Source organism: Bacillus sp. FSL R5-0585 (genome assembly GCF_038004545.1).
GTDB classification, from domain to species: domain Bacteria; phylum Bacillota; class Bacilli; order Bacillales; family Bacillaceae_G; genus Bacillus_A; species Bacillus_A cereus.
Window position 1 is genome coordinate 858,699 of the sequence record NZ_JBBORJ010000001.1, and the last position, 22,679, is coordinate 881,377.

The following is a 22,679-nucleotide window of genomic DNA, read 5'->3' on the forward strand; positions in this document are numbered from 1 at the left end:
ACAACGTACATTGTATAGTTTGTCTACATTTTATAGTATAGAGCACTTTTTACTATAATTGAAATGAGATGATTGTGTGCCTTTTATAAATAGGTTTACGACAACAGTACCTGGTGCCGTCACGTTTACTGGGAATACGCTGGGACTTAGCCCTACATCACCTGCACCAGGTAATATTTTTGGTACACTTGCTGTGTTTACGACAGTAAATACAGCATTGCAAGTACCAGGGTTCCCAGCAGGGACAACAGATGAATGGCAATTGAATTCTTCAAGTGCAATTTTAAATCTTCCAGCGGGAAGCAGTGTATTATATGCAGAATTAGTTTGGGCTGGTACTTTCCGGACTGATACGGAAGATGTGTTACCATTTTTAAATGATAACATTACATTTACAACGCCAGCAGGGACGTTTTCTGTTACGCCAGATCCTGCTACCGCGCAGCAAGGTTCAGTAGGAAATCAGTTTTATTATGCTCGCTCTGCCAATGTAACGAATCTTGTTAGTGCAGGTGGGGCAGGCACATATACAACGGGTGCTGTGCCAGCTGCAAGAACTTCAGCCGACCCAACAATCAGTCGTTCAGCTGGATGGACGCTTGAGGTTGTGTATCAAAATGCAAGTTTACCACTTCGAAATTTGTCAGTATATGCAGGTCAAGAAATTATCGATGCTTCATCCCCGCCAGTTGATGCTACAATTTCAGGTTTTGCTACGCCGGCAACAGGAGCTGTTACAGGAAGAGTGCTCGTAACTGCTCAAGAAGGTGATTCTAACATTGTTGGAGATCAACTTCGCTTTGGGCCGAATGCAAATGCTACAGTTGCATTATTCGGACCGAGAAATCCTGCGAATAATTTCTTTCAGTCACAAATTTGTAATGATAGTGGAAATTTAGATACGAGCGGCACGTTTGGAGATTTGAATCAGCCGTTAGGGGTAGCTTTGGCCGTCCGAAGACAAGGGTGGGATATTACGAATGTAGATGCCTCCTTATCTTTAGTAAACAGTCAAACATCAGCAACGGTTCGATTTGTTACAAATGGAGATGGATACGCAGCAGCTGGTTTTGGTGTTCAAATTGATGCAACAGGTCCAATTATTAATCCTGTTAAATCAGTTAATAGAACAGTCGCAGGGGTAGGGGATACCCTCACTTATACGATTACGGTCCCAAATACAGGAACAGGAAGTGCAGAAAACGTTGTATTACGTGATAGTATTCCGAACGGAACGACGTTTGTTGCAGGTAGTGTTACGGTAGGGGGAGTAACACAGCCGAATGCAAACCCTTCTAATGGAATTAATTTAGGTACAATCCCAAATAACACGCAAAGAATTGTTACATTTCAAGTTCGAATAATATCATTCCCGAATCCCAATCCTATTTTAAATCGTGCAATGGTGTCATATCAATTTCGTCCTTTCGTTGGTAGTCCTCCTATTACAAGTACGTCTTCTTCAAACACAGTACAAACGACAGTGAATCAAGCAACTATAAGTATGCAGAAATCTGTAGATTTACAGACGGCAACGCTTAATGATGTATTAACGTACACAGTTAATATCATAAATAATGGAAATGTCACTGCGAGCAATGTTATTTTTGTTGATAGTATCCCTGCTGGAACAACATTTGTCGCAAATAGCGTTACGGTAAATGGAGTAGCGCGTCCAGGAGCGAATCCAGCAAGTAGTATTAATCTAGGAAGTATTAATGCTTCGCAAACGACTGTAGTGCGCTTTCAAGTTCGAGTAACATCGAACCCTCTTGTCAATCCAATTCCAAACCGTGCAAGTGCAACATTTACCTTTACTCCAGTGCCTGGTCAACAACCAGTTTCAGGGCAAGCGACAAGTAATACTGTAGTTACGACAATTAATATAGCTGATATAACAACGAGAAAAACAGTGGATAGAGCTTTTGCAACGGTTAACGATGTTCTTACGTACACGGTAACAATTCAAAATACAGGAAATGTACTTGCAACGAACGTTATTTTTCAAGATCCAATACCAATTGGAACGACATTTATAGCAAATAGTGTGACTGTGGATGGGGTTTCACAACCTGGGGTAAATCCAGCGACTGGGTTTACAGTAGCAAATATATCTCCCGGCGGAAGTAGGACAGTGACTTTTCAAGTACGAGTGACATCAACGCCATCAGGAGGCACAATTGCGAATCGCGGAAATGTAACTGCTAATTTCGTCGTTATTCCAAATCAGCCACCAATAACGATTAATAGACAAACGAATACAGTTGTGACACAAGTTAATACAGGCGGTTTAAATGTAATAAAAGAAGTGAATACAACGCAAGCGGCAGTAGGAGACACTTTAACATACACAATTGCCGTTCAAAATACAGGGAATGTTCCGTTAACAAATGTATTTTTCCAAGACCCTATTTCTTCTGCTGTTTCATTTGTTGCAAATTCTGTAACAATTAATGGAGTACAGCAAAGTGGACTAAATCCGAATACAGGATTCTCTCTTCCGAATATTCCTGCGGCTCAAACGGTTGTAGTCACATTTGACGTAGTAATTGTACAGAATCCAGAAAATGAAGATATTTTAAATCAAGCAAATGTAACAGCAAGCTTTCAAGTGAATCCGAATGAACCACCAGTAACAATCAATGTACCGAGTAATGTTGTGAATACGACAGTACAATCAGGAAACTTTGAAGTTGTGAAAGCAGTCAATACGGATGTTGCAACAGTAGGGGATATTTTAGTATATACAATAGAAGTCATAAATGCAGGTAGTGTACCAGCTACGAATGTATTTTTCCAAGATTCAATTCCCCAAGGGACATTATTTATTGAAAATAGTGTAGTTGTGAATGGTGTTTTACAAGAAGGGGCAGATCCAGAACTTGGATTCCCATTAAATAATTTGCCTACTGGCGCCAGTGTTATTGTTACATTTGAAGTATTAATTGATGAAATTCCCCAAGGAAATAATGTTGTAAATAATGCGAATGTAACTGGAGATTTCCTTGTAAATCCAACAGAGCCGCCGATTACTGTAACAGTACCAAGTAATACTGTTATGACGATCGTGAATTCTTCAGGGTTAAATGTAATGAAAAGTGTAAGTGCTACTGAAGCCGGTGTAGGAGATACGTTAACGTATACAGTTCGTATACAAAATAGTGGAACGGTGACAGCGACAAATGTATCATTCCTTGATCCGATTCCAGTTGGAACCACTTTTGTAGCGAATAGTGTAACAATAAACGGGACACCTCAACCAGGTTTAAACCCGACAACTGGATTTCCACTTGCTAATATTCCAGTAGGAGGAATGGTGACGGTCACTTTTCAAGTGACAATCACGAGTGTACCACCAAATAGAGTTCTTCCGAATAATGCGAATGTCACTGCTGATTTCCAAGTAAGTCCTCTCCAGCCACCAATTACAATTGTAACGATTAGTAATATTGTTGTGACGCGAGTGAATGTAGGATCACTTAATGTAATGAAGAGTGTAAATACACTACAAGCCGGTGTAGGAGATACGTTAACGTATACGATTCTTATTCAAAATACAGGAACTGTTCCTGCAACGAATATTGTTTTTCAAGATCCAATTCCGTCTGGTACTGCCTTTGTAGCAAATAGTGTGACGATAAATGGAGTCGTACAGCAAGGCGCGGATCCTATGCTAGGTTTCCCGGTACCAAATATTCCGGTCGGGCAAACGGCTACGATTACGTTTCAAGTTACAGTGACGAGTATTCCGAGCGGTGGAAATATAAGAAACCAATCGAACGTTACTGCAAGTTTTCTTATAAATCCAGCAAACCCTCCAATAACGACTGTTACAAATAGTAATTTTGTAGTGACGCAAGTAAACACAGCACAGTTAAATATACAAAAATCTTCATCTGTACAACAAGCAGCACTTGGAGAAACTTACACGTATTCTGTTGTCATTCGAAATAACGGTACAGTAACAGCAACGAATGTCTCTTTCCTTGATCCAATTGCTTTAGAAACAACTTTTGTAGCAAATAGTGTAACGATAAATGGAACGCCACAACCTGGATTTGACCCAAATGTTGGTTTCCCGCTTCCTAATATTGCAGCTGGAACATCATTGACAGTAACGTTCCAAGTTACGGTAGTTGCACCGTCTACACGTGGAGCGGTATTAAATACAGCATCTGCTACAGCCACTTTCTTATTAAATCCTTTACAACCACCTGTAACAACAACGAATTCAAGTAATACAACGGTAGTTACAATACCGTTACCTCCTCCTGGTGAAGTAACAGCAACAAAAACAGTTGATGTTGCAACTGGGGCTGTTGGGGATGTATTAACGTATACCGTGCTCATTTCAAACGTAGGAATTATCCCTGTTACAGATGTGTTCTTCCAAGATGTCATACCAGAAGGAACGACGTTTGTTGACAATAGTGTAACGATAGGTGGAGTGCAGCAACTTGGTTTAAATCCAGAAATAGGATTTACAGTTACGCCATTATTAATCGCTGGTGGAAGTATTGAGGTCACATTCCAAGTGACGATTACAGAAATTCCAGATAATGAAGTCATATTAAATGATGCAGACGTTACATTTACTTCACAACCAAATCCGCAGGAACCACCGATTACGGAAACGATATTAACGAATTTAGTCGTTACGACAATTAATATAGCGTTTATTTTTCCAGTGAAAATAGTAGATAAGGAAGTAGCGACTGTAGGAGAAATATTAACGTATGATGTATTGATTTTTAATTTCGGAACAGTGCCAGCGACGAATGTTCAATTTATCGATACTACTTCCGCCGGTGTAGCATTCGTACCAGGAAGCGTGAGTATAAACGGGGTACCAGCACCAGGATTAGATCCTTTCATTGGTTTTACAGTTCCAGATATACCTGTAGATGATTTTGTACTCGTCACATATCAGGAAGTGGTTACGAGCATACCAGAAGGTGGAACGATTGTTAACTTTGTAGATGTTACAGCTACGTTTGCTGTAAGTGAAACAGAGCCGCCTATTACGGAAACGACGACAAGTAACACGACATTAACAGAAATAAATGAATCTGGTTTGAATGTTTTAAAATCAGTAAGTCAGCCGGTTGTTGCAGTAGGCGATACAATCACATATACAACAGTAGTTCAAAATACAGGAACAGTGCCAGCAACGAATGTTCAATATAGTGATGTATTACCTTCCTCTATAGCATTCGTGCCGAACACTGTAACGATAGACGGTGTGTTACAACCTGGATTCAATCCGAATAATGGATTCCCGCTTCCAGATATAAACCCAGGTGAAAGTGTAGAAGTCATCTTCCAAGTAACCGTTGTTAGTGCGCCATCAAACGGAACAATTGCCAATACGGCAAATGTAACTGGAAGTTTTGTATTAGTACCAGGAAAACCACCAGTTATAGTAACAGAGCCGAGCAATACAACACTTACAACTGTAAATAGAGGGCAATTTAATGTTATTAAACAAGTAAATAGGGTTGCTACTCTCGTTGGAGATATATTAACGTATACGGTTCAAATAACAAATACTGGAACAGTAACAGCTAATGCTGTTCAGTTTGTTGATACCATTTCAGCAGGGGCGTCATTTGTACCAAATAGTGTAACGATAAATGGAGCCTCGCAACCAAACTTAAATCCGATTACTGGATTTGGAGTTGGAGATATCCCAGTTGGTGAAACAGTTATAGTGACGTTTCAAGCGACAGTTACAAACATCCCGTCATCAGGAACAATTACGAACGTTGCAAATATAACAGGAAGCTTTACTTTAGTGCCAGGAGAACCGCCAGTTGTAGTAACAGAGCCGAGTAATACGACGATAACTAGAGTGAATAGAGGACGATTCAGCATTATAAAATCTGTAAATAAAGAAGCGACACGATTAGGAGATACGTTAACGTATAGTGTGCAAGTTACAAATACGGGAACGGTAACAGCAACGAATGTTCAGTTTATCGATGTTCCATCACCTAGTTTAGAATTCGTTCCTGGAAGTGTACAAATAAATGGGATTCCGCAAGTAGGTTTAGATCCATTTGTAGGCTTTGCATTGCCTAATCTTGCAGTAGGGGATAGCGTATTAATTACATTTGAAGTAAATGTAATCGCAGTTCCGCCTTCTAGTAGCATTATGAATACAGCAAGAGTAACGGGTGATTTTGAATTAATTCCAGGAGAACCTCCGTTTACAATTACGAATTCAAGTAATACGACAGTCACACCAGTAAATAGAGGCAGTTTAGATATGCAAAAAGAAGTAGATCATTCAATTGTTGGAGTAGGAGAAACAGTAAAGTATACGGTTCGAATATTAAATACTGGTACTGCTGATGCGATGAATATTCAATTTATCGATGTCCTATCTCAGGAAGCTGTTTTTGTACCAAATAGTGTAACTGTAAATGGAGTAGCTCGTCCGGGAGTAAATCCGCAGGTTGGATTTACGATTGTAGACATTCCAGTCGGTGAGACGGCGATTGTAACATATGAAGCTACGATTACAAGTTTTCCAGATGGTGGTACAGTAGTGAACGTTGCTGGGGCGTTAGCAGAATATATTTTAGTACCAGGGGAGCCGCCAGTTACAGTGATGGATACGAGCAATACCGTTATAGTGACGGTAAATACTGCAATCTTATTTGTTGCAAAAGGAGCAAACTTTGAAGTAGCAATGATAGGGGATGTTGTCACTTACGGAATCGCTGTTATAAATGATAGTACAGTTCCTGTGACCAACATTGTGTTAACAGATATCATTGATCCGAATACGCTATTTATAAATGGCACGGTAACGGTAAATGATGTATCTTTTCCATTCGCTAACCCGAATACTGGTATTCCATTAGGTGATTTTCAGCCAAATGATGCAGCAATTATTAATTTCCAAGTTGTAATAATAGGAGGGCAAATAAATAATTTAGTTACAAATACTGCTACAGCGAATGGGCTTGCAACTGTAAATCCGAATGAGCCGCCAGTAGTAGTTGAAGGTGATAGTAATACAGTTGTTATCCCGTTTATTCCTCAAAATGTCTCAACGACAGTCGTAAAAACGGCAGATTTACAGGTAGCAACAATTGGAGATGTCATTACGTTTACGACAGTCATCACAAATACGGGTGATACTGTAATGCAAAATATTCGTTTTCAAGATATGTTAGATAGTAGTGTTCGATTTGTTCCTGGAAGTGTAACGGTTGATAATACGCCAGTGCCGAATGTAAGCCCGGCAGTAGGGTTTCTTATCGGAAGTTTAAATCCTGGTGAAGCAAGGACAGTTTCGTTCCAAGTAGCAGTACAGAGCGCGCCAAATGGTTCAGGAAATTATATAAATCAAGCGAGTATTCGTTTTGAACATCAAGTAGGCACAGTATTGCCACCTGTTACACAAATAGTAGAAAGTAACATAGTTGTCATTCCATTTGTTCCAACGATTGAACAAATTTGCGAAACGAATCTTAATTGCTTAGGGAAAATTCCTTTTCAATGTTCTCCGTGTGATCATTTGCAAATAAAGAAAAAATAAATGAAGAAAGAGCATCCTGTAAGAGAAGGATGCTCTTTCTTCATTAATCATGTAGATTCTTTTTCGGGCGAGGTGAAAAATTCGTCGATTTTGTCGGAAAGTAGTAATGGAATAGCTCCTTTTATAACAGAAATGTCCCAGTCCCACCATGCGAGATTCTCTAGTTTGTCAATTGTTTCTTGCGGGAAACGATATCGAATAAATTTTGCAGGATTACCAGCCACAATTGCATATGGCGGTACGTCCTTTGTAACAACACTCTTTGCACCAATAATGGCACCGTTACCAATTGTAACACCAGATAAAATGCAGGATTGATAACCAATCCATACATCATTGCCAACTACGATATCACCTTTTGAAGAAGGGTGACCAGTAATATGTGCTCCTTCATCAAAAAGTGCATTAAATGGATAAGTCGTTATCCAGTCTGCGCGATGTTCACCGCCAAGTATGAAAACGACTTCTTCTGCTAATGAACAAAACTTACCTATTTTCAATTTTGTTTCATCGTTCCAAGAAAAAATGGTTGGCCCTACTTTACTATAAGTATAATCACCAATATCATATTTATTATATTCAGGTTTTTGATTTAAATATAACATGCTTCTTCAGCCTCCTTTCTCAATTAAGTGATACGTATGGAATATTATATGCAAGATGTAGTAATGTGAACTGTATTAATAGGTGAAATGAACAAAAGGGAGTGGGATGTATGCGATACGAAATGGGTTTATATAATAAACCGTTTCAGTCAATTCGATCAGGGGAAAAAGTATATGAAGTACGCCTATACGATAAAAAACGTCAACTAATAAACAAAGACGATGAAATCGTATTTACGAATCTTAAGACAACAGAAATGATGACGGTAAAAGTAACGGAAATAAAGCGATACGAGAGCTTTAAAGCTATATATGAACAAATCGATAAAAAATTATTGGATTGTGAAAATGATAGTTTAGAGGAAATGTTAGAAAGTACATACAAAATATATACGAAAGAACAAGAAAAAGAGTGGGGAACAGTTGCGATTCGTATTGAGGTAATAAAATGATAAGAAATCGCGGAGCCGCCATCATTGTACAGGAAGGAAAAATCGCTCTTATAAAACGTATTCGAGAAGAGGAAAGATATTATGTTTTTCCTGGCGGAGGGATTGAGGAAGGTGAAACGCCTGAAGAGGCAACGAAAAGAGAGGTATACGAAGAATTAGGGGTACATATACAAGTGGAGCACCTTATTGCAAAGGTAAAATATAAAGGAAATGAATATTATTATGCTGCCTATATTACAGGCGGAGTGTTCGGAAGCGGAACAGCTGAGGAATTTCAGCTGGAAGGTAGGGGAAATTATATTCCGTTATGGCTACCGATAAACGAGTTGGAAAAAGTGAATATAAAACCTTATGGAGTGGTCAGAAATATATTTAATCATTATAAAATATAACGTCTGACAACATACAAAAAAAACCATTGACATAGTCTTCTGATTTAAGTATTGTATTCGAGTATGTTTATAATCAGGAGGTTTATATGAGCAATCAAACTACTACACATCATGTGAAAATGACAACAGCGGATCCATCTGGAATTGGTCTATTTGGATTAGCGATGGTAACACTTGTAGCATCATCTCAAAAGTTAGGCTTAACAGATGGCGTTTCACTTGTATTACCGTGGGCAATCTTTTTAGGAGGATTTGCACAAATCTTTGCTTGCATTCATGATGCAAAGCATAACAATACATTCGGTACAACAGCATTCGGTGCGTACGGTCTATTTTGGCTAGGTGTTGGAATGACTTGGTTAATTCAACTTGGAGTATTTGGCGAAAAATTAGCACAAGCTGCAGATTCAAAACAGCTTGGTGTAGCCTTTATCGGATATTTGATTTTCACAATCTTTATGACAATTGGTGCAATGGAAACACATAAAGTATTATTTATGATTTTCGTCCTTATTGATTTCTTATTTATCGGTCTTTCATTAAGTACTTTAGGTGTTATGCCGCATGCAATGCATAATTTAGCAGCATATTCTGAACTTCTTATTTCGTTATTATCTTTCTACGGTTCAGCAGCAGCAGTGTTAAATACACACTTCGGAAAAGTTGTTTTACCAGTAGGAAAGCCTTTTGGTATTTTTAAAAAATAATAAAAAAGCACAGATGATTGTATAGTCATCTGTGCTTTTTTATTTATTCCGCTCTTTGTGGGCTGTCTGAAAAAGCCTGATTGGTGAGGACTCATTAAACTTTCACTTTATCCCGCTATTTGCCGGGCAGTAAGACCCCCCGCCTCAAAATTCAGCGGAAACAAAGAAGTTAGGTGGGGGATGAATACCCTCACTTTATTTGAAATAAGTAATGTGAAACGTAAATAAAAGTAGAAAAAATCAATTGAAATTGATTCTCATTATTAATATAATGAGAATGAGAATCATTTATCGTTAGAGGGGGATGCCAAAGTGGCAAAAATTTTAATAGCTTATGCAAGTATGTCAGGAAATACAGAGAGTATTGCTGATTTAATTAAAGTTAGTTTAGATGCTTTTGATCATGAAGTAGTATTGCAAGAAATGGAAGGCATGGACGCTGAAGAATTATTAGCTTATGATGGAATCATTTTAGGATCTTATACGTGGGGCGATGGTGAATTACCATTTGAAGCAGAAGATTTTCATGATGACTTAGAAAATATAGATTTAGCTGGGAAAAAGGTAGCGGTATTCGGATCGGGTGATACAGCGTATGAACTGTTTTGTGAAGCGGTAACGATATTTGAAGAACGTCTTGTGGAACGCGGTGCAGAGCTTGTACAAGAAGGGCTGAAAATTGAATTAGCTCCAGAAGATGAAGAGGATGTTGAAAAATGCAGTAATTTTGCAATTGCATTTGCTGAGAAGTTCTAAGAATGGGAGTGTCAACGTGGAGACAATGTTAAGTGTAACTGCTATTACAAAGTTAAGAGATGGAAAACTGTTGTTAGCTACTACATATAATGGCTTATTTGTTGAACAAGACGGAGAATGGAAACGAATTTTAAATGGTTTTCAAAAACGAATTAGGGATTTACATAGCGAAGATAATGTAGTTTATGGTGTAGGTGACGAAGGGATTTTTATTCGCAGTATGAATGGTGGAGAGAACTGGACAATTCAGCGTTTTCCAACAAAAGCAACGAGTTGGAATGTATGTAGCAATGTACAAGGAACTGTTGTTGCTCATGGAGAAAAAACGCTGTATCTTTCTAATAATTTCGGTTTGACATGGGAAACTATTCATCCGTTTCTTGAGTATGGCAGTGCGGCACCGTCTATTCGATCATTATTTTTATATAAACATTACTTATTTATTGGTACGAAAATACATGCTAAATATGGTGGTGTTTGGCTCTTTGATTTGAAGATACGTAAATTAAAGAGGATTAAAATTGCGATGAATCAAATGATCTCCGCGTTGACTTTACACAATTCTTATTTAGTAGCGGCAAGTGGATCGTGCAAGGGAGTTAGCGGAAATATTTCTTATTGTAAAATAGATGAAAGTATTGCAAGTGAAAAAATATATTGGCATACATGTCAAAGTGAGCAGAAAGCAAGTAGTTATTTAGACTTAAGTGTAGATCAACATGTTTTATATACAACTTCAACGCAAAATAAGGCGGGGATTAGTAGTGTGTGCCGTGTGCTTCTTGAAGAAGGTATTGTTACAGTATGTGATTCAGTTAAAGGGCACGGATGGCGCATTGTTAATCAAAAAGATGGTTATGTAGTAGCCGGATCAGGTGAATTAAAAGCAATGCAGTGGGAACAAAAAATAATTTAAGAAAAAAACTTTACTTTTATTATATTGATATGATATAGTATATTTAAACCATTTTACTTTTAATAATATAGAGATTTAAATGAGCTGTAACTTCCGAGGAGGATAGCAATGTTAAATCTCCTCAGGGGTTGCAGTTTTTTAATATCTGGCTTATTATTGTAAGGTGGTTGAAAATGAATATGTACATATAGGTACATTGTAGGAGGATTTTTTTCATGCAAAACGGTAAAGTAAAATGGTTTAACTCAGAAAAAGGTTTCGGTTTCATCGAAGTTGAAGGCGGAGAAGACGTATTCGTTCATTTCTCAGCTATCCAAGGCGAAGGCTTCAAAACTTTAGAAGAAGGTCAAGAAGTTACTTTCGAAGTAGAACAAGGTAACCGTGGACCTCAAGCTACTAACGTAAACAAGAAGTAATTTTTGAAAAAAGAAGGGCTCGCCCTTCTTTTTTTTTGCATTTTTATAGATGTCCTCCTACTTACATATCATAACAAGACTGAATTTTCATTTATTTATTCGGAGTATTTTTGTATAAAGTACATGAATAAATAAATACTGAAAATAAAGTGTTTGTGTGAAAAGGAATTTAGAAAGAGGTAAATAAATTGAAAAACGCTACACATTTCATTGTGTTTGATATTGAAAGGAATTTCAGACCGTATAAATCAGAAGATCCATCAGAAATAGTTGATATCGGAGCTGTAAAAATAGAAATAGGTACAATGAAGATAATTGAAGAATTTTCGGAGTTAGTAAAACCAAGTGCACGATTAACTCGTCATACAACAAAATTAACCGGTATTACGAAAAAAGATTTAATGGGTGTAGAAAAATTCCCTCAAATTATAGAGAAATTTATTCAGTTCATCGGCGAAGGTTCTATATTTGTTTCATGGGGAAAAGAAGATTATCGCTTTCTATCTCATGATTGTACATTATATGGTGTTGAATGCCCAAGTATAGAAAAAGAAAATAGAATTGATTTGCAAAAATTTGTTTTCCAAGCATATGAGGAATTGTTTGAACATACGCCAAGTTTACAATTTGCGGTAGAACAGCTCGCTTTAACGTGGGAAGGAAAACAGCACCGTGCTTTAGCAGATGCTGAAAATACAGCAAATATACTTCTTAAAGTATATAGCGAGAGAGATATCAATAAGCGATACAAAAGACATGGTGAACTTGAACTTGTAAAAAACGGAAAACTAACAGAAAAAGCGAAAAAAAAGATGCGAAAATGGGTGTTTAAAGAACTAAAGAAAAATACAGAACGCCCTTTTGAATGGAGTACATTTGAAAGTGGTGACACGTGGGAAAGTATAACGGAAAGATATTATATAAGTGAAAATACAGTGGAACTCCTGAAAAAACATTTTCGTACAGCAGTGAGAAAAGCGGAACGGCAGATTAGGTATTTGGCTGAGATGGAGGAGAATACAGAGGTTAAATGAATTTCTCCTCCCCCTCTAACTACATACATGTAATAACAGCGTATTGATATTAAATAGGCATCAACTTGTTGTTGTGATTGTGCATTATAATTGCTTTGGGATTGTTAAGATGTAATAAGAGTTTTAAACCGTATTAATAAAATAAAAATATATATAAAGAAAACAGTGTAGTTTAATGGAAACGATCTTTAACATTTTAACTGTTTTAGTTTTTGGGATAATATTTACCACACAATTAGCATTAACTACACTTTCTTTCATAGTAAAGAAGAATTGGAAAAAACTTAATATCTCTTTAAGTTGTGGTGTATTAAAGTTTAAAATAGAAGAGTAAGATTGAGTTTTGTACAAGGGAGGTGTGATAGTGGTAGACTTGGATATTAAAGATGTCACAGTAAAGATGGAATTAAACGGTGTCTTTTGGAATGAGGATCGGATTGCTGAAATGAAGGTGACTACAAAAGAAGAGCATTCTGTTATTCTTCGTCTAGTAGTTGATTTAGAAAGTAAAACTATTAGGGCGACGAGTGCGGAAATAGTGAATGGATTCTGCCCTCTGTGCAAACAGAAAAGGGACGAATGTAGTGAACTTAATGACTTGCAAAACAAAATGGAAATTTTAGAAGAAGCCTACGATTGGGTGAGAGAACATCCGGAATATCGTTTTCAATTATCTTTTTACGAGTACAATAAATTTGAGGTAGTAAAGTGAAATTTGCATCTTAACAACTTATAGAAGGTCTTGGTCAACTAGAAATATTGAAGTAGATATTTCTAATGGAAATAAGCTTGTATAACAAGGAAGGGATGTATTTGATTCTGCAACAAATGTCATCTTGCATCAAAAAAATTTGAAAATAAACATGTTTTATTATAAAGCAGAAAAATCGATTCTTAGTAGAATCGGTTTTTAATATAAACAAAAGAGCGCTTATTATAAGCGCCCAGTAACAACAGTTATATGGAAGTATTTATCCCGTAAAAGCCCGATTGGTGAGGGTTAATAATTAGTGGGGGATGAACAAAACCCCACTGATTAAAGTTTCATTTTATTCAATACCGCTCGGATCAAACGAATACTGCTGCTTATTCTCAATCCGCTCAATCACATCCTGCAGCTCATCTGGCTTCAGAAACTCAATCGGAGAGAAGCCTTTTTCAAACGTAAGTGTGTCTGCTTCAATCATAAGTACATATCGATCATTTACCTTCGCAATATGTATTTGATCCCCGAAATCAGCAAGCAGGGCCTTCACAGAGATATGATCTGCTTTTAGTTTTAATTCGACTTCAGGAGCATGCTCGACGATTTGAGCGGTTGCTTCCATTACTTCTTCGGTTGAAAATTGTTCCATAATTTCGCGTTTCGGACTGGCAGCCCATACTTCCATCGCTTGGTCGAATTGTTCGCGTTCTTCCGTACCTTCTTCAAATACATCTTCAATTTGGTCGTATACCATGTCCATTACTTGTGTTTTCATAATTTCAGGCATAGAGCGTTCGTATTCGACGAATTTTAAGAAGTCTTCAAAGTAGCGGGCATGTGATGCTTGGTGTATTTTTAGTTCGCCTACTTCAACCATACCTTCTTCAGGCATGTACGGATATTGGATAGATTTCATATTCTTTGTTGTGATGGCCATTTCAACGTTACGAATCAGTGTTGATTCATCAGAAATAGAAGCAACCTTTGGTTCAAAGTCGCATTTCATTACGAATACGAAGGGATCATCAAAGTATTTGCGTAGTTTTGCCTGAGCAATTAAAAATACACCACCACGTACAGCGCTTGTGTCAAGATATGTATAAACGAGAGGTTCGCTCATATCTTTAAAGTTTTCTTTTGTTTCTGCAAAGCGAATACGATTAAAAAGGTTGTAATGAGGGTTTGAATCAAGTTCGTGCCCTTCTTCTACAATAAAGCGACCAATTTTTGTTGGGGCTTGTTCTGTTTTTGCATGACGTTCTACTTTTCGCTTCGATATTTTTAATAACTCACCATTCAAAAATTCTTTTAAGGAACTATCTTCATATTCTTCAGCGTCTAAAGTTTGAAAATGTTTGTAGCGTTTATCAACTGCTTCACCTTTTCCTTCTACTTGTACAACATAAAAGGAAAGATAATTTATTTCAAAATCCATATTTATCACCTTGTTTCATTTCATTAACTCTTATCAGTATAGAGATGGAAAAAACTTTCGTCAATTTATATAAGGAAGGGGAAGCCCCTTCCTTTATATAATCTTTATTTTCTCGATTAAAATCCGTCTTCTAATGCTGCGAATGGAATGTTTAGTCTGTTTTCTACTGTGCGTAAACGTTGGTTTAAGCGGTTTAGTCTACGTGTATGGCGCTCAACTGTATTTTCTAGTTGACGAACTCTTTGTTCAAGCTCATTTACGCGTCTTTCTAATTGACGATTTCCAGTGCCAGGAAAAGAGATTGGAAGTTGGAATTGTCTATTTTGGTCATATGGATTCGTGTGCTCTGCTTGATCTATATAAGATTGATATTGTGTTTGTAAGTCATACTGTGGTTGTTGGTACGCATATTGATTATATGGATCATATGGATTGTAGGGATACATAATAACATCCTCCATTTCTTTAAAATAGGTTGAATTCACCATAATGTATGTGCAAAAGCGGAGTGGTGGCACGGCAAATACCTATTTATGTTGACGGGATTTCTCTTTATCCCGCTATTTGCTGGGCAATAAGACCCCCATGTCAAAATTCAGCAGAAACAAAGAAGGTCGGGATGCCCGTAAAACCCCCACTGATTACAGTTTCACTTTATAAAAAATAGCTTGAGGGTTTTTGATTTGTATTTCTTTTGCTTAATGGTATATACTGGATAAAAGAGAGAGTTTACATAAAAGTTACAATTCTATCAAACTCAAACTTTTATGTAAATATGTATAGACATTTATAAAAGAAAAGAGTAATTTATATAGAGTGAAAAATAACTTGTAACATTTTATAAACATATTGTAAAATGATTGTAACAAAACATACATAAAAATGAAATAAATACATAATAGTGATGTTGGGGAAAGGGAGAGAGTATATTGTTCCGTAAAGTAAAGGGTATATTGGTTGGGGTGTTATGTGTAGCTATAATGAGTGGCTGTGGTGCAAAAGTAAGTGATGTTGCATTGGTAAGTGATATTGGTGGGCATACTGTAGAGGCTAAAGCAGAAGTGCAGGATACTATTAGTTTAGTTGATGGTCGAACTGGTACTGAAGTGAAAAAATTAGATTTATCTAGTTTAGGCTATTTTGAAGATGAAGCGAAATTTAAAAAGTCTGTAACAAAGGTTGTTGGTGAGGTTGGAAAAAGCGTCGACAAAAAAATGGTTCCTTCACGTATAGCACCTGATGGAAGTTGGCAAGAAGGAAAACCTTCTTATGAATTAATGGAAAAAGAATTAGTAGATAAATTGTTAAATGTTGGTATGTGGGATGCTACGTATCAGTTGCCGATCGTGGAGAAAAAACCAGTCGCAACATTAAGTGATGCGCAAGGAAATGGTACGGTAATTGGTAGATATGAAACGAACTTAGGTGGTTCAACAGGTGGCCGTATTGAGAATATTCGTTTGTCAGCAGCGAGCATAAATGGAGTTGTGTTAGCAAAAGGAGACCGTTTCTCTTTTAATTCATTAATCGGTGATACAACACCAGATAAAGGATATCAATTAGGGAAAGAAATAGTTGATGGTAAATTAGTAGATGGATATGGCGGTGGTGTTTGTCAAACATCTTCAACTTTATACAATGCAGCAGATCAAGCTGGTCTGAAAATGGTGGAGAGAACTACACATTCTAAAACGGTAGGTTATGTTCCACAAGGAAGAGATGCTACAATTGCATATCCATACTTAGATTTAGTATTTGAAAATACGAATGATGCACCTGTGAAGCTTTATATGGGCATTCAGGGTGGAAAGCTAGTTGCTGAAGTACATAAAATGAGATAAGAGTTAAAAAGCCATCTTTTCTAAAAGTTAGAAAAGATGGCTTTTTATTATGAAAATAAAAATGTATGTGAATTCTGACTTTTCTTATTTACATAGGATGATTTTAGTTGTATCCTTCATAGTAACGGTTATATGTAATGGGAAAATATAGGGATAAGGAGATGAAGTTATTCATGGTAAAAATTCATCCGAAAACACGTATTGGTCATGTTGAATTTAAAGTGAAAGATTTAGAGCGTCAAATTGCTTTTTATGAGAATGTTGTAGGATTAGAGGTAATTAAGCAAGAGGGGAATAAAGCATATTTATCTGGAAAAGGTGGAAAGAACGCGTTACTTGTTCTTGAAAGGTTAGAGGACGGGGTACTGCAAGAACCGCGTACGACTGGTATATATCATGTAGCCTTTTTAGTTCCGACTCGTGAAGCTTTTGCTTCTGCGCTATTTGGGGTTCTTCGTAATAAGAATGTAATTGACAGCCCGGATGAGCAAGAAGGGCGTTATACATATTCAAATGAAATTTTACCAATTTCAAGGTTTAATAGTGCAAGTGATCATACATATAGCGAAGCTTTTTATTTGCAAGATTTAGAGGGGAATGGTATTGAAATTTATGCAGACCGTCCGCGTGATCAATGGGGAGAAGGGCCAGGAGGAAGTACACCACTTGATTTAAAAGAATTGGCAACACTCGTTGATTATGAGTTTGATGGTTTGCCTGCTAATACTGTCGTTGGGCACGTACATTTACGAATAGCTGATGTAGAGAAATCACATGAATTTTATGTGGAAACAGTAGGTTTTGAAGTACAACAGCGTGAAGAGGATTGCTTATTTATTTCAGCAGGGGGATATCATCACCATATTGGTGCAAATACGTGGAACGGAGTAAACAATCCACACCCACCAGTACATGCAACTGGGCTAAAGGTGTATACGATTGTACTACCGTATAAAGAAGCGTTAGATGAAGTGAAAGAAAGATTAATAGAAAAACAACATGAAATAAATGAAACTACAAATGGGTTTGTGGTGGTAGATCCAAGTGGTATTACAGTACAGTTTGAAATAGAAGCAGTGTAAAATAAGCGAGAAAGTGTATAATCACTTTCTCGCTTATTTGTGATCATTCATAGCTCAATCCAATATCTTCTTACTACATTCCCATCTTCCTCAGTGAAATCATCATCACGAAGCCCGCCGTTATGTAAAATCGTTTTTTCAGAAGCGGTATTCACTGCGTCGCAAACGACAAGTACTTTCGTGATGTCTAATTCCTTCGTTTTTTCTAATGATAATGCTAGTAACTTCGTAGCATAACCTTTTCTTCTTTCAGAAGGGCGAATGCCATAACCAATATGACCGCCAGCGTTAAATAAATGTTCGGTTAAACTATGACGTATATTAACAGCTCCCACAATTTTATTTTCATCTGTAACAAGCCAATATGTAGAGTCTGGTACCCAAGTTTCAGGGATATTTATTCCGTTATGCGCATCGAGAAGTTCTTGAACCATAGCTGGGAAGTTGGCAGGATTTTTTGAGATAACCCACGGGATCATTGTTTCACCGCTATCTTTCCATTCGTTATAGAAATCTAAGTATTCTTCTTGTAAATCAGTAGTAGGTGTAAGTAACGAGACGTTCATTGTTAGTAAGCTCCTTTATTTATGTATTTTTTATAAAAAATTATGAAACAAAATGAAAGCGTTTTCTAAAATTTCTCAACCTAATTTCATGCAATCCACCTTTGGTTTTTTAGAAAATTAGTGAAGGTTTAAAATCAGGAGTTATTTATTTTATGTTAATATTTAAAATATTAACATAAAACAGTCGGAGTATTAAGTGTATTTTAGTGGTATTCTTTCATGGTGATAAATGGATGTTTGTGATAATTTTTGTTTTATCTATCTATAATGAATGAAAGGGGGAAGTGCCCGTGAGTGTAGATTTTGATTTTATTATACGAATCGGTGTTGCTGGCTTGTTAGGAGCAATGATTGGTATTGAAAGAGAAATTCGATCGAAAGAAGCTGGATTAAAGACTCATTTCCTCGTAGCGGTAGGAAGTGCGTTAATAATGGTTGTTTCGAAATATGCCTTTTCAGATATTGTGTATGAAGAGCATACGTCTCTAGACCCAAGTCGGATTGCAGCACAAGTCGTTAGTGGAGTTGGTTTTTTAGGTGCAGGCACAATTATTATTCAAAAGCAGGCGGTGAAAGGATTAACGACCGCGGCTGGTTTATGGGCTACTGCCGGTATAGGATTAGCAATTGGAGCGGGAATGTATGTAGTAGGCATTGGAGCGACAATTCTCGTTTTAATTGGTTTAGAAATTGTAAGTCGTATTTTTAAGGTGCAATTTCTATTTCCACAAAATATAACAGTGCAAATGTTTGTAAATAAACATGAAGCGATACAACAAATATTAGAAACACTACAAGTGAAAGGCATCCCAATACTCTCATATGAGGTGGAAGCTTCACAGCAAGGTACAGAAACTGTTTATAAGGTAGGAATGCAGCTGAAAAATATATCGTCAGAAGAAAAGAATGAGTTTATTCAGCATATGCAAACATTACCGGAAGTTACGTTTATAAAGTTAAAATCATAGTGTTGAAAACGAGGATAGATGTAGCAGAAATTTTGCTATTATCTATCTTTTTTTGATCTAAAATGCACGGAAAGTCAAGCGTTAATTTTACATGAAATGAATATATGTGTGAACGTTACCTTATTTTTTCTCAATACAGGACAAAAAGTAAAAATAGTAAAATAATGGAGCGGGACACTAAAAATGTAAGGTAGGGGAGAGCATGAAAAGCTATTCAAAGAAAATGTTAGTAGGGGTAAGTTTTGCTAGTTTAATGTTAGGGAGTTTTCAAGGGGGCAGTTTGGCAGAAGATACTAAGGGAGAGCAAGTTTCTTATCGAAATGTGCTCAAAATGGAGCCAGTCGGTGTACAACTACCAGTACAAGAATTAGCTCATTCATCGAAAGTGCTCGAAAGCAAGTCTTTTGAGAAAAGGCTACAATTTGCCGATTTATCACAAAGACCACCTGAGGTGAAAAAAGAAAGTAAGCAATTAGCTGTAGCGAAAACTTATACAATTGCTGAATTAAATCAATTAAGCAATCAGCAGTTAGTAGATTTACTTGTAACAATTGATTGGGAGCAAATTACGGGGCTATTTCAGTTTAATACAGACAGTCTAGCATTCTATCAAAATGATAGTAGGATGCAGGCGATTATTGATAAATTGAAGCAGCAAGGACAAGCCTATACGAAGGATGATTCAAAAGGGATTGAGACATTAGTGGAGGTATTGCGTTCAGGATTTTATTTAGGATTTTATAATTCGGAACTTAGTAAATTAAATGAACGGAGTTATCATGATAAATGCTTACCTGCATTAAAAGCGATAGCTAACAATTCAAATTTCAAGCTGGGTACATTAGAGCAAAATAGAGTGGTATCATCATACGGAAAGTTAATAGGAAACGCTTCGAGTGATGTGGAAACGATAACATCAGCTGCAAAGATTTTTAAACAATATAATGATAATTTTTCTACATTAGTAGATAATCTTTCAGCTGGAAATGCTATTTACGATATTATGCAAGGTGTTGATTACGACATTCAATCGTATTTGTACGATACGAGGAAAGCACCGAAAGATACAGTATGGTATCAGAAAATAGATAGTTATATTAATGAACTAAGTCGTTTTGCATTAATGGGAACGATTACAGCAAAAAACGGTTGGCTTATTAATAATGGCATTTATTATACAGGTAGACTCGGTACATTCCATAGTACAGGAACGAAAGGGTTACAAGTTGTAACAGATGCGATGAAAATTTATCCGTATTTAGGGGAGCAATATTTCGTAGCTGCTGAGCAAATCGCAACGAATTATGGCGGAAAAGATGCAAATGGTAAAGTGGTGAATTTAGATCAAATAAGAGAAGATGGAAAGAAAAAATATTTGCCAAAAACGTATACGTTTGATGATGGGGCAATTGTTTTAAAAGCTGGAGATAAAGTGACAGAAGAAAAAGTAAAACGTTTATATTGGGCGGCAAAAGAAGTGAAGGCACAATTCCATCGTACGGTTGAAAGTGATCAACCTTTAGAAAAAGGAAATCCTGATGATGTACTAACGATGGTTATTTATAATAGCCCAGCAGAATATCAATTTAATCGTCAATTGTACGGTTATGAAACGAATAACGGTGGTCTTTATATAGAAGGAACAGGTACGTTCTTTACTTATGAGCGTACGCCAGAAGAAAGTATTTATAGTCTAGAAGAATTATTCAGACACGAGTTCACGCATTATTTACAAGGTAGATATGAAGTACCAGGGTTATGGGGACAAGGGAAAATATATGAAAATGAAAGATTATCTTGGTTTGAAGAAGGGAATGCTGAATTTTTTGCAGGGGCAACGAGAACGGATAATGTTGTACCGAGAAAGAGTATTATAGGAGGATTATCTTCAAATCCAGCAGAGCGTTATACGGCAGAGCGAACGTTAAATGCAAAGTATGGAACGTGGGATTTCTATAATTATTCCTTTGCTTTACAATCGTATATGTACAATAAGAGATATGATATGTTCGATAAAATACATGATCTTATTAGGGAAAATGATGTAACAGCATATGATGCATATCGCTCTACATTAAGTAAAGATGCGAATTTAAATAAAGAATATCAAGACTATATGCAAATGCTAGTTGATAATCGTGAGAAGTATAATGTGCCATTAGTATCAGACGATTATTTAGCGAATCATGCATCGAAGCCAGTTTCAGATATTGCAGCAGAAATAACAGCGGAAGCAAAATTGAAAAATGTATCAGTGAAGAAAAATAAATCACAGTTCTTTAATACATTCACACTACAAGGAACATATACAGGAACTGCAGCAAAAGGAGAATATGAAGATTGGAAAACAATTACACAAAACGTTAATGATACGTTAAAACGTTTAAGTGTAAAGGAATGGACAGGCTATAAAACAGTAACAGCATACTTCGTAAATTATCGCGTGAATGCATCAGGACAATTTGAATATGATGTTGTGTTCCATGGTATTGATACGGAAGAAGGGGCAGAGAATAAAGCACCAGTTGCGGTTATAAACGGTCCGTATAGTGGAAATGTAAATGAAGCAATTTCATTTACAAGCAACGGATCAAAAGATGAAGATGGGAAAATTATTTCATATAAATGGGAGTTTGGTGATGGAGCAGTAAGTAATGAGCAAAATCCAACTCACGTATATACAAAAGAAGGAGCGTATACGGCTAAATTAACAGTAACAGACGATAAAGGAGCAACTAATACTGCTACAGCGACTGTAACTGTTCAAAAGAAAGAAGATAACAGTGTAGAAAAAGAACCGAATAACTCATTCCAAACAGCAAACAAACTGCAGTTAAATCAAGTTTTACGTGCTAGTTTAGGAAATGGCGATACAAGTGACTTCTTTGAAATTAATGTGGAGAATGCTAAAAACCTTCAAATTAACGTAACGAATGAAAATAATATCGGAATGAACTGGGTACTTTATTCTGAAGCAGATTTAAATAATTATGTTACGTATGCTCAGCAACAAGGGAATAAACTAGTAGGTAGTTACTACACGTATCCAGGGAAGTATTATTTACATGTGTATCAGTATGGTGGTGGAACAGGGAATTATACGGTGGAAGTGAAGTAGTAAAAAGGGAGTTGTCTTTTTCAATGAATGGCACAAGGTCTGTACTTTAATGAAAAAACAACTGCAGGAAATGTACCTAATGATAATAACAAATTAAGTATCGCGAGATATTATATTTACATTAAACAAATCTAAT

General features: G+C 36.6%; 17 protein-coding genes. 13 read left to right on the forward strand and 4 right to left on the reverse strand.

All coding sequences use genetic code 11. From position 1 onward, the window contains the following. Nucleotides 1–76: 76 nt before the first annotated feature. Nucleotides 77–7,549, forward strand: a complete 7,473-nt coding sequence (locus tag MKY38_RS04580) for a DUF7507 domain-containing protein (protein WP_341048198.1) — start codon at nucleotides 77–79, stop codon at nucleotides 7,547–7,549. A gap of 47 nt (nucleotides 7,550–7,596) precedes the next feature. Here the strand turns inward: MKY38_RS04580 and MKY38_RS04585 are convergent, their stop codons facing one another. Further along, a complete protein-coding gene (locus MKY38_RS04585) occupies nucleotides 7,597–8,154 on the reverse strand; it encodes a CatB-related O-acetyltransferase (RefSeq protein WP_000966302.1) in 558 nt (185 codons plus the stop codon). A gap of 110 nt (nucleotides 8,155–8,264) precedes the next feature. Here MKY38_RS04585 and MKY38_RS04590 point away from each other — a divergent pair, with 110 nt between their 5' ends. From MKY38_RS04590 to MKY38_RS04625, 8 genes are all read left to right on the forward strand, one after another. After that, a complete protein-coding gene (locus MKY38_RS04590; protein WP_001268366.1) occupies nucleotides 8,265–8,606 on the forward strand; it encodes an ASCH domain-containing protein in 342 nt (113 codons plus the stop codon). Then, nucleotides 8,603–8,998, forward strand: a complete 396-nt coding sequence (locus MKY38_RS04595; protein ID WP_000620823.1) for an NUDIX hydrolase — start codon at nucleotides 8,603–8,605, stop codon at nucleotides 8,996–8,998. Before MKY38_RS04590 ends, MKY38_RS04595 begins: the two co-directional genes overlap by 4 nt. A gap of 86 nt (nucleotides 8,999–9,084) precedes the next feature. Then, nucleotides 9,085–9,705, forward strand: a complete 621-nt coding sequence (locus MKY38_RS04600; protein WP_000070938.1) for an acetate uptake transporter — start codon at nucleotides 9,085–9,087, stop codon at nucleotides 9,703–9,705. 312 nt (nucleotides 9,706–10,017) lie between these two features. Next, nucleotides 10,018–10,461, forward strand: coding sequence for a flavodoxin (locus MKY38_RS04605; RefSeq protein ID WP_001062752.1), 444 nt, complete (start codon nucleotides 10,018–10,020; stop codon nucleotides 10,459–10,461). Between the two features lie 16 nt (nucleotides 10,462–10,477). After that, nucleotides 10,478–11,377 carry a WD40/YVTN/BNR-like repeat-containing protein gene (locus MKY38_RS04610; RefSeq protein ID WP_048558146.1) on the forward strand — a complete coding sequence of 300 codons (900 nt, stop codon included), beginning with the start codon at nucleotides 10,478–10,480 and terminating at the stop codon, nucleotides 11,375–11,377. A 215-nt stretch (nucleotides 11,378–11,592) separates the two neighbouring features. Continuing rightward, complete coding sequence (cspB, locus tag MKY38_RS04615; protein WP_001179150.1) at nucleotides 11,593–11,793, forward strand: cold shock-like protein CspB; 201 nt, start codon at nucleotides 11,593–11,595, stop codon at nucleotides 11,791–11,793. Nucleotides 11,794–11,981: 188 nt separating this feature from the next. Further along, complete coding sequence (locus MKY38_RS04620; protein WP_000786417.1) at nucleotides 11,982–12,827, forward strand: exonuclease; 846 nt, start codon at nucleotides 11,982–11,984, stop codon at nucleotides 12,825–12,827. Nucleotides 12,828–13,191: 364 nt separating this feature from the next. Next, entirely contained in the window at nucleotides 13,192–13,539 is a 348-nt protein-coding gene (locus MKY38_RS04625; protein WP_000227983.1) for a hypothetical protein, read from the forward strand. 337 nt (nucleotides 13,540–13,876) lie between these two features. Here MKY38_RS04625 and MKY38_RS04630 read toward each other — a convergent pair whose 3' ends face one another. Beyond that, nucleotides 13,877–14,968 carry a DUF3900 domain-containing protein gene (locus tag MKY38_RS04630; RefSeq protein ID WP_000345046.1) on the reverse strand — a complete coding sequence of 364 codons (1,092 nt, stop codon included), beginning with the start codon at nucleotides 14,966–14,968 and terminating at the stop codon, nucleotides 13,877–13,879. Between the two features lie 116 nt (nucleotides 14,969–15,084). Further along, complete coding sequence (locus MKY38_RS04635) at nucleotides 15,085–15,414, reverse strand: hypothetical protein (RefSeq protein WP_000283715.1); 330 nt, start codon at nucleotides 15,412–15,414, stop codon at nucleotides 15,085–15,087. Nucleotides 15,415–15,897: 483 nt separating this feature from the next. Here MKY38_RS04635 and MKY38_RS04640 point away from each other — a divergent pair, with 483 nt between their 5' ends. Continuing rightward, a complete protein-coding gene (locus MKY38_RS04640) occupies nucleotides 15,898–16,809 on the forward strand; it encodes a VanW family protein (RefSeq protein WP_000488973.1) in 912 nt (303 codons plus the stop codon). 137 nt (nucleotides 16,810–16,946) lie between these two features. Continuing rightward, nucleotides 16,947–17,891, forward strand: a complete 945-nt coding sequence (locus MKY38_RS04645) for a VOC family protein (protein ID WP_002024552.1) — start codon at nucleotides 16,947–16,949, stop codon at nucleotides 17,889–17,891. Between the two features lie 47 nt (nucleotides 17,892–17,938). Here MKY38_RS04645 and MKY38_RS04650 read toward each other — a convergent pair whose 3' ends face one another. Continuing rightward, complete coding sequence (locus MKY38_RS04650) at nucleotides 17,939–18,457, reverse strand: GNAT family N-acetyltransferase (RefSeq protein WP_001103118.1); 519 nt, start codon at nucleotides 18,455–18,457, stop codon at nucleotides 17,939–17,941. A 290-nt stretch (nucleotides 18,458–18,747) separates the two neighbouring features. Between MKY38_RS04650 and MKY38_RS04655 the strand changes: the two genes are divergently transcribed. Together MKY38_RS04655 and colA are read left to right on the forward strand one after the other, a co-directional pair. Then, nucleotides 18,748–19,425: an MgtC/SapB family protein gene (locus tag MKY38_RS04655; RefSeq protein ID WP_000109728.1), complete on the forward strand. Its 678-nt coding sequence runs from the start codon at nucleotides 18,748–18,750 to the stop codon at nucleotides 19,423–19,425. 202 nt (nucleotides 19,426–19,627) lie between these two features. After that, entirely contained in the window at nucleotides 19,628–22,543 is a 2,916-nt protein-coding gene (gene colA, locus MKY38_RS04660; RefSeq protein WP_069604595.1) for a collagenase ColA, read from the forward strand. Nucleotides 22,544–22,679 lie beyond the last annotated feature (136 nt).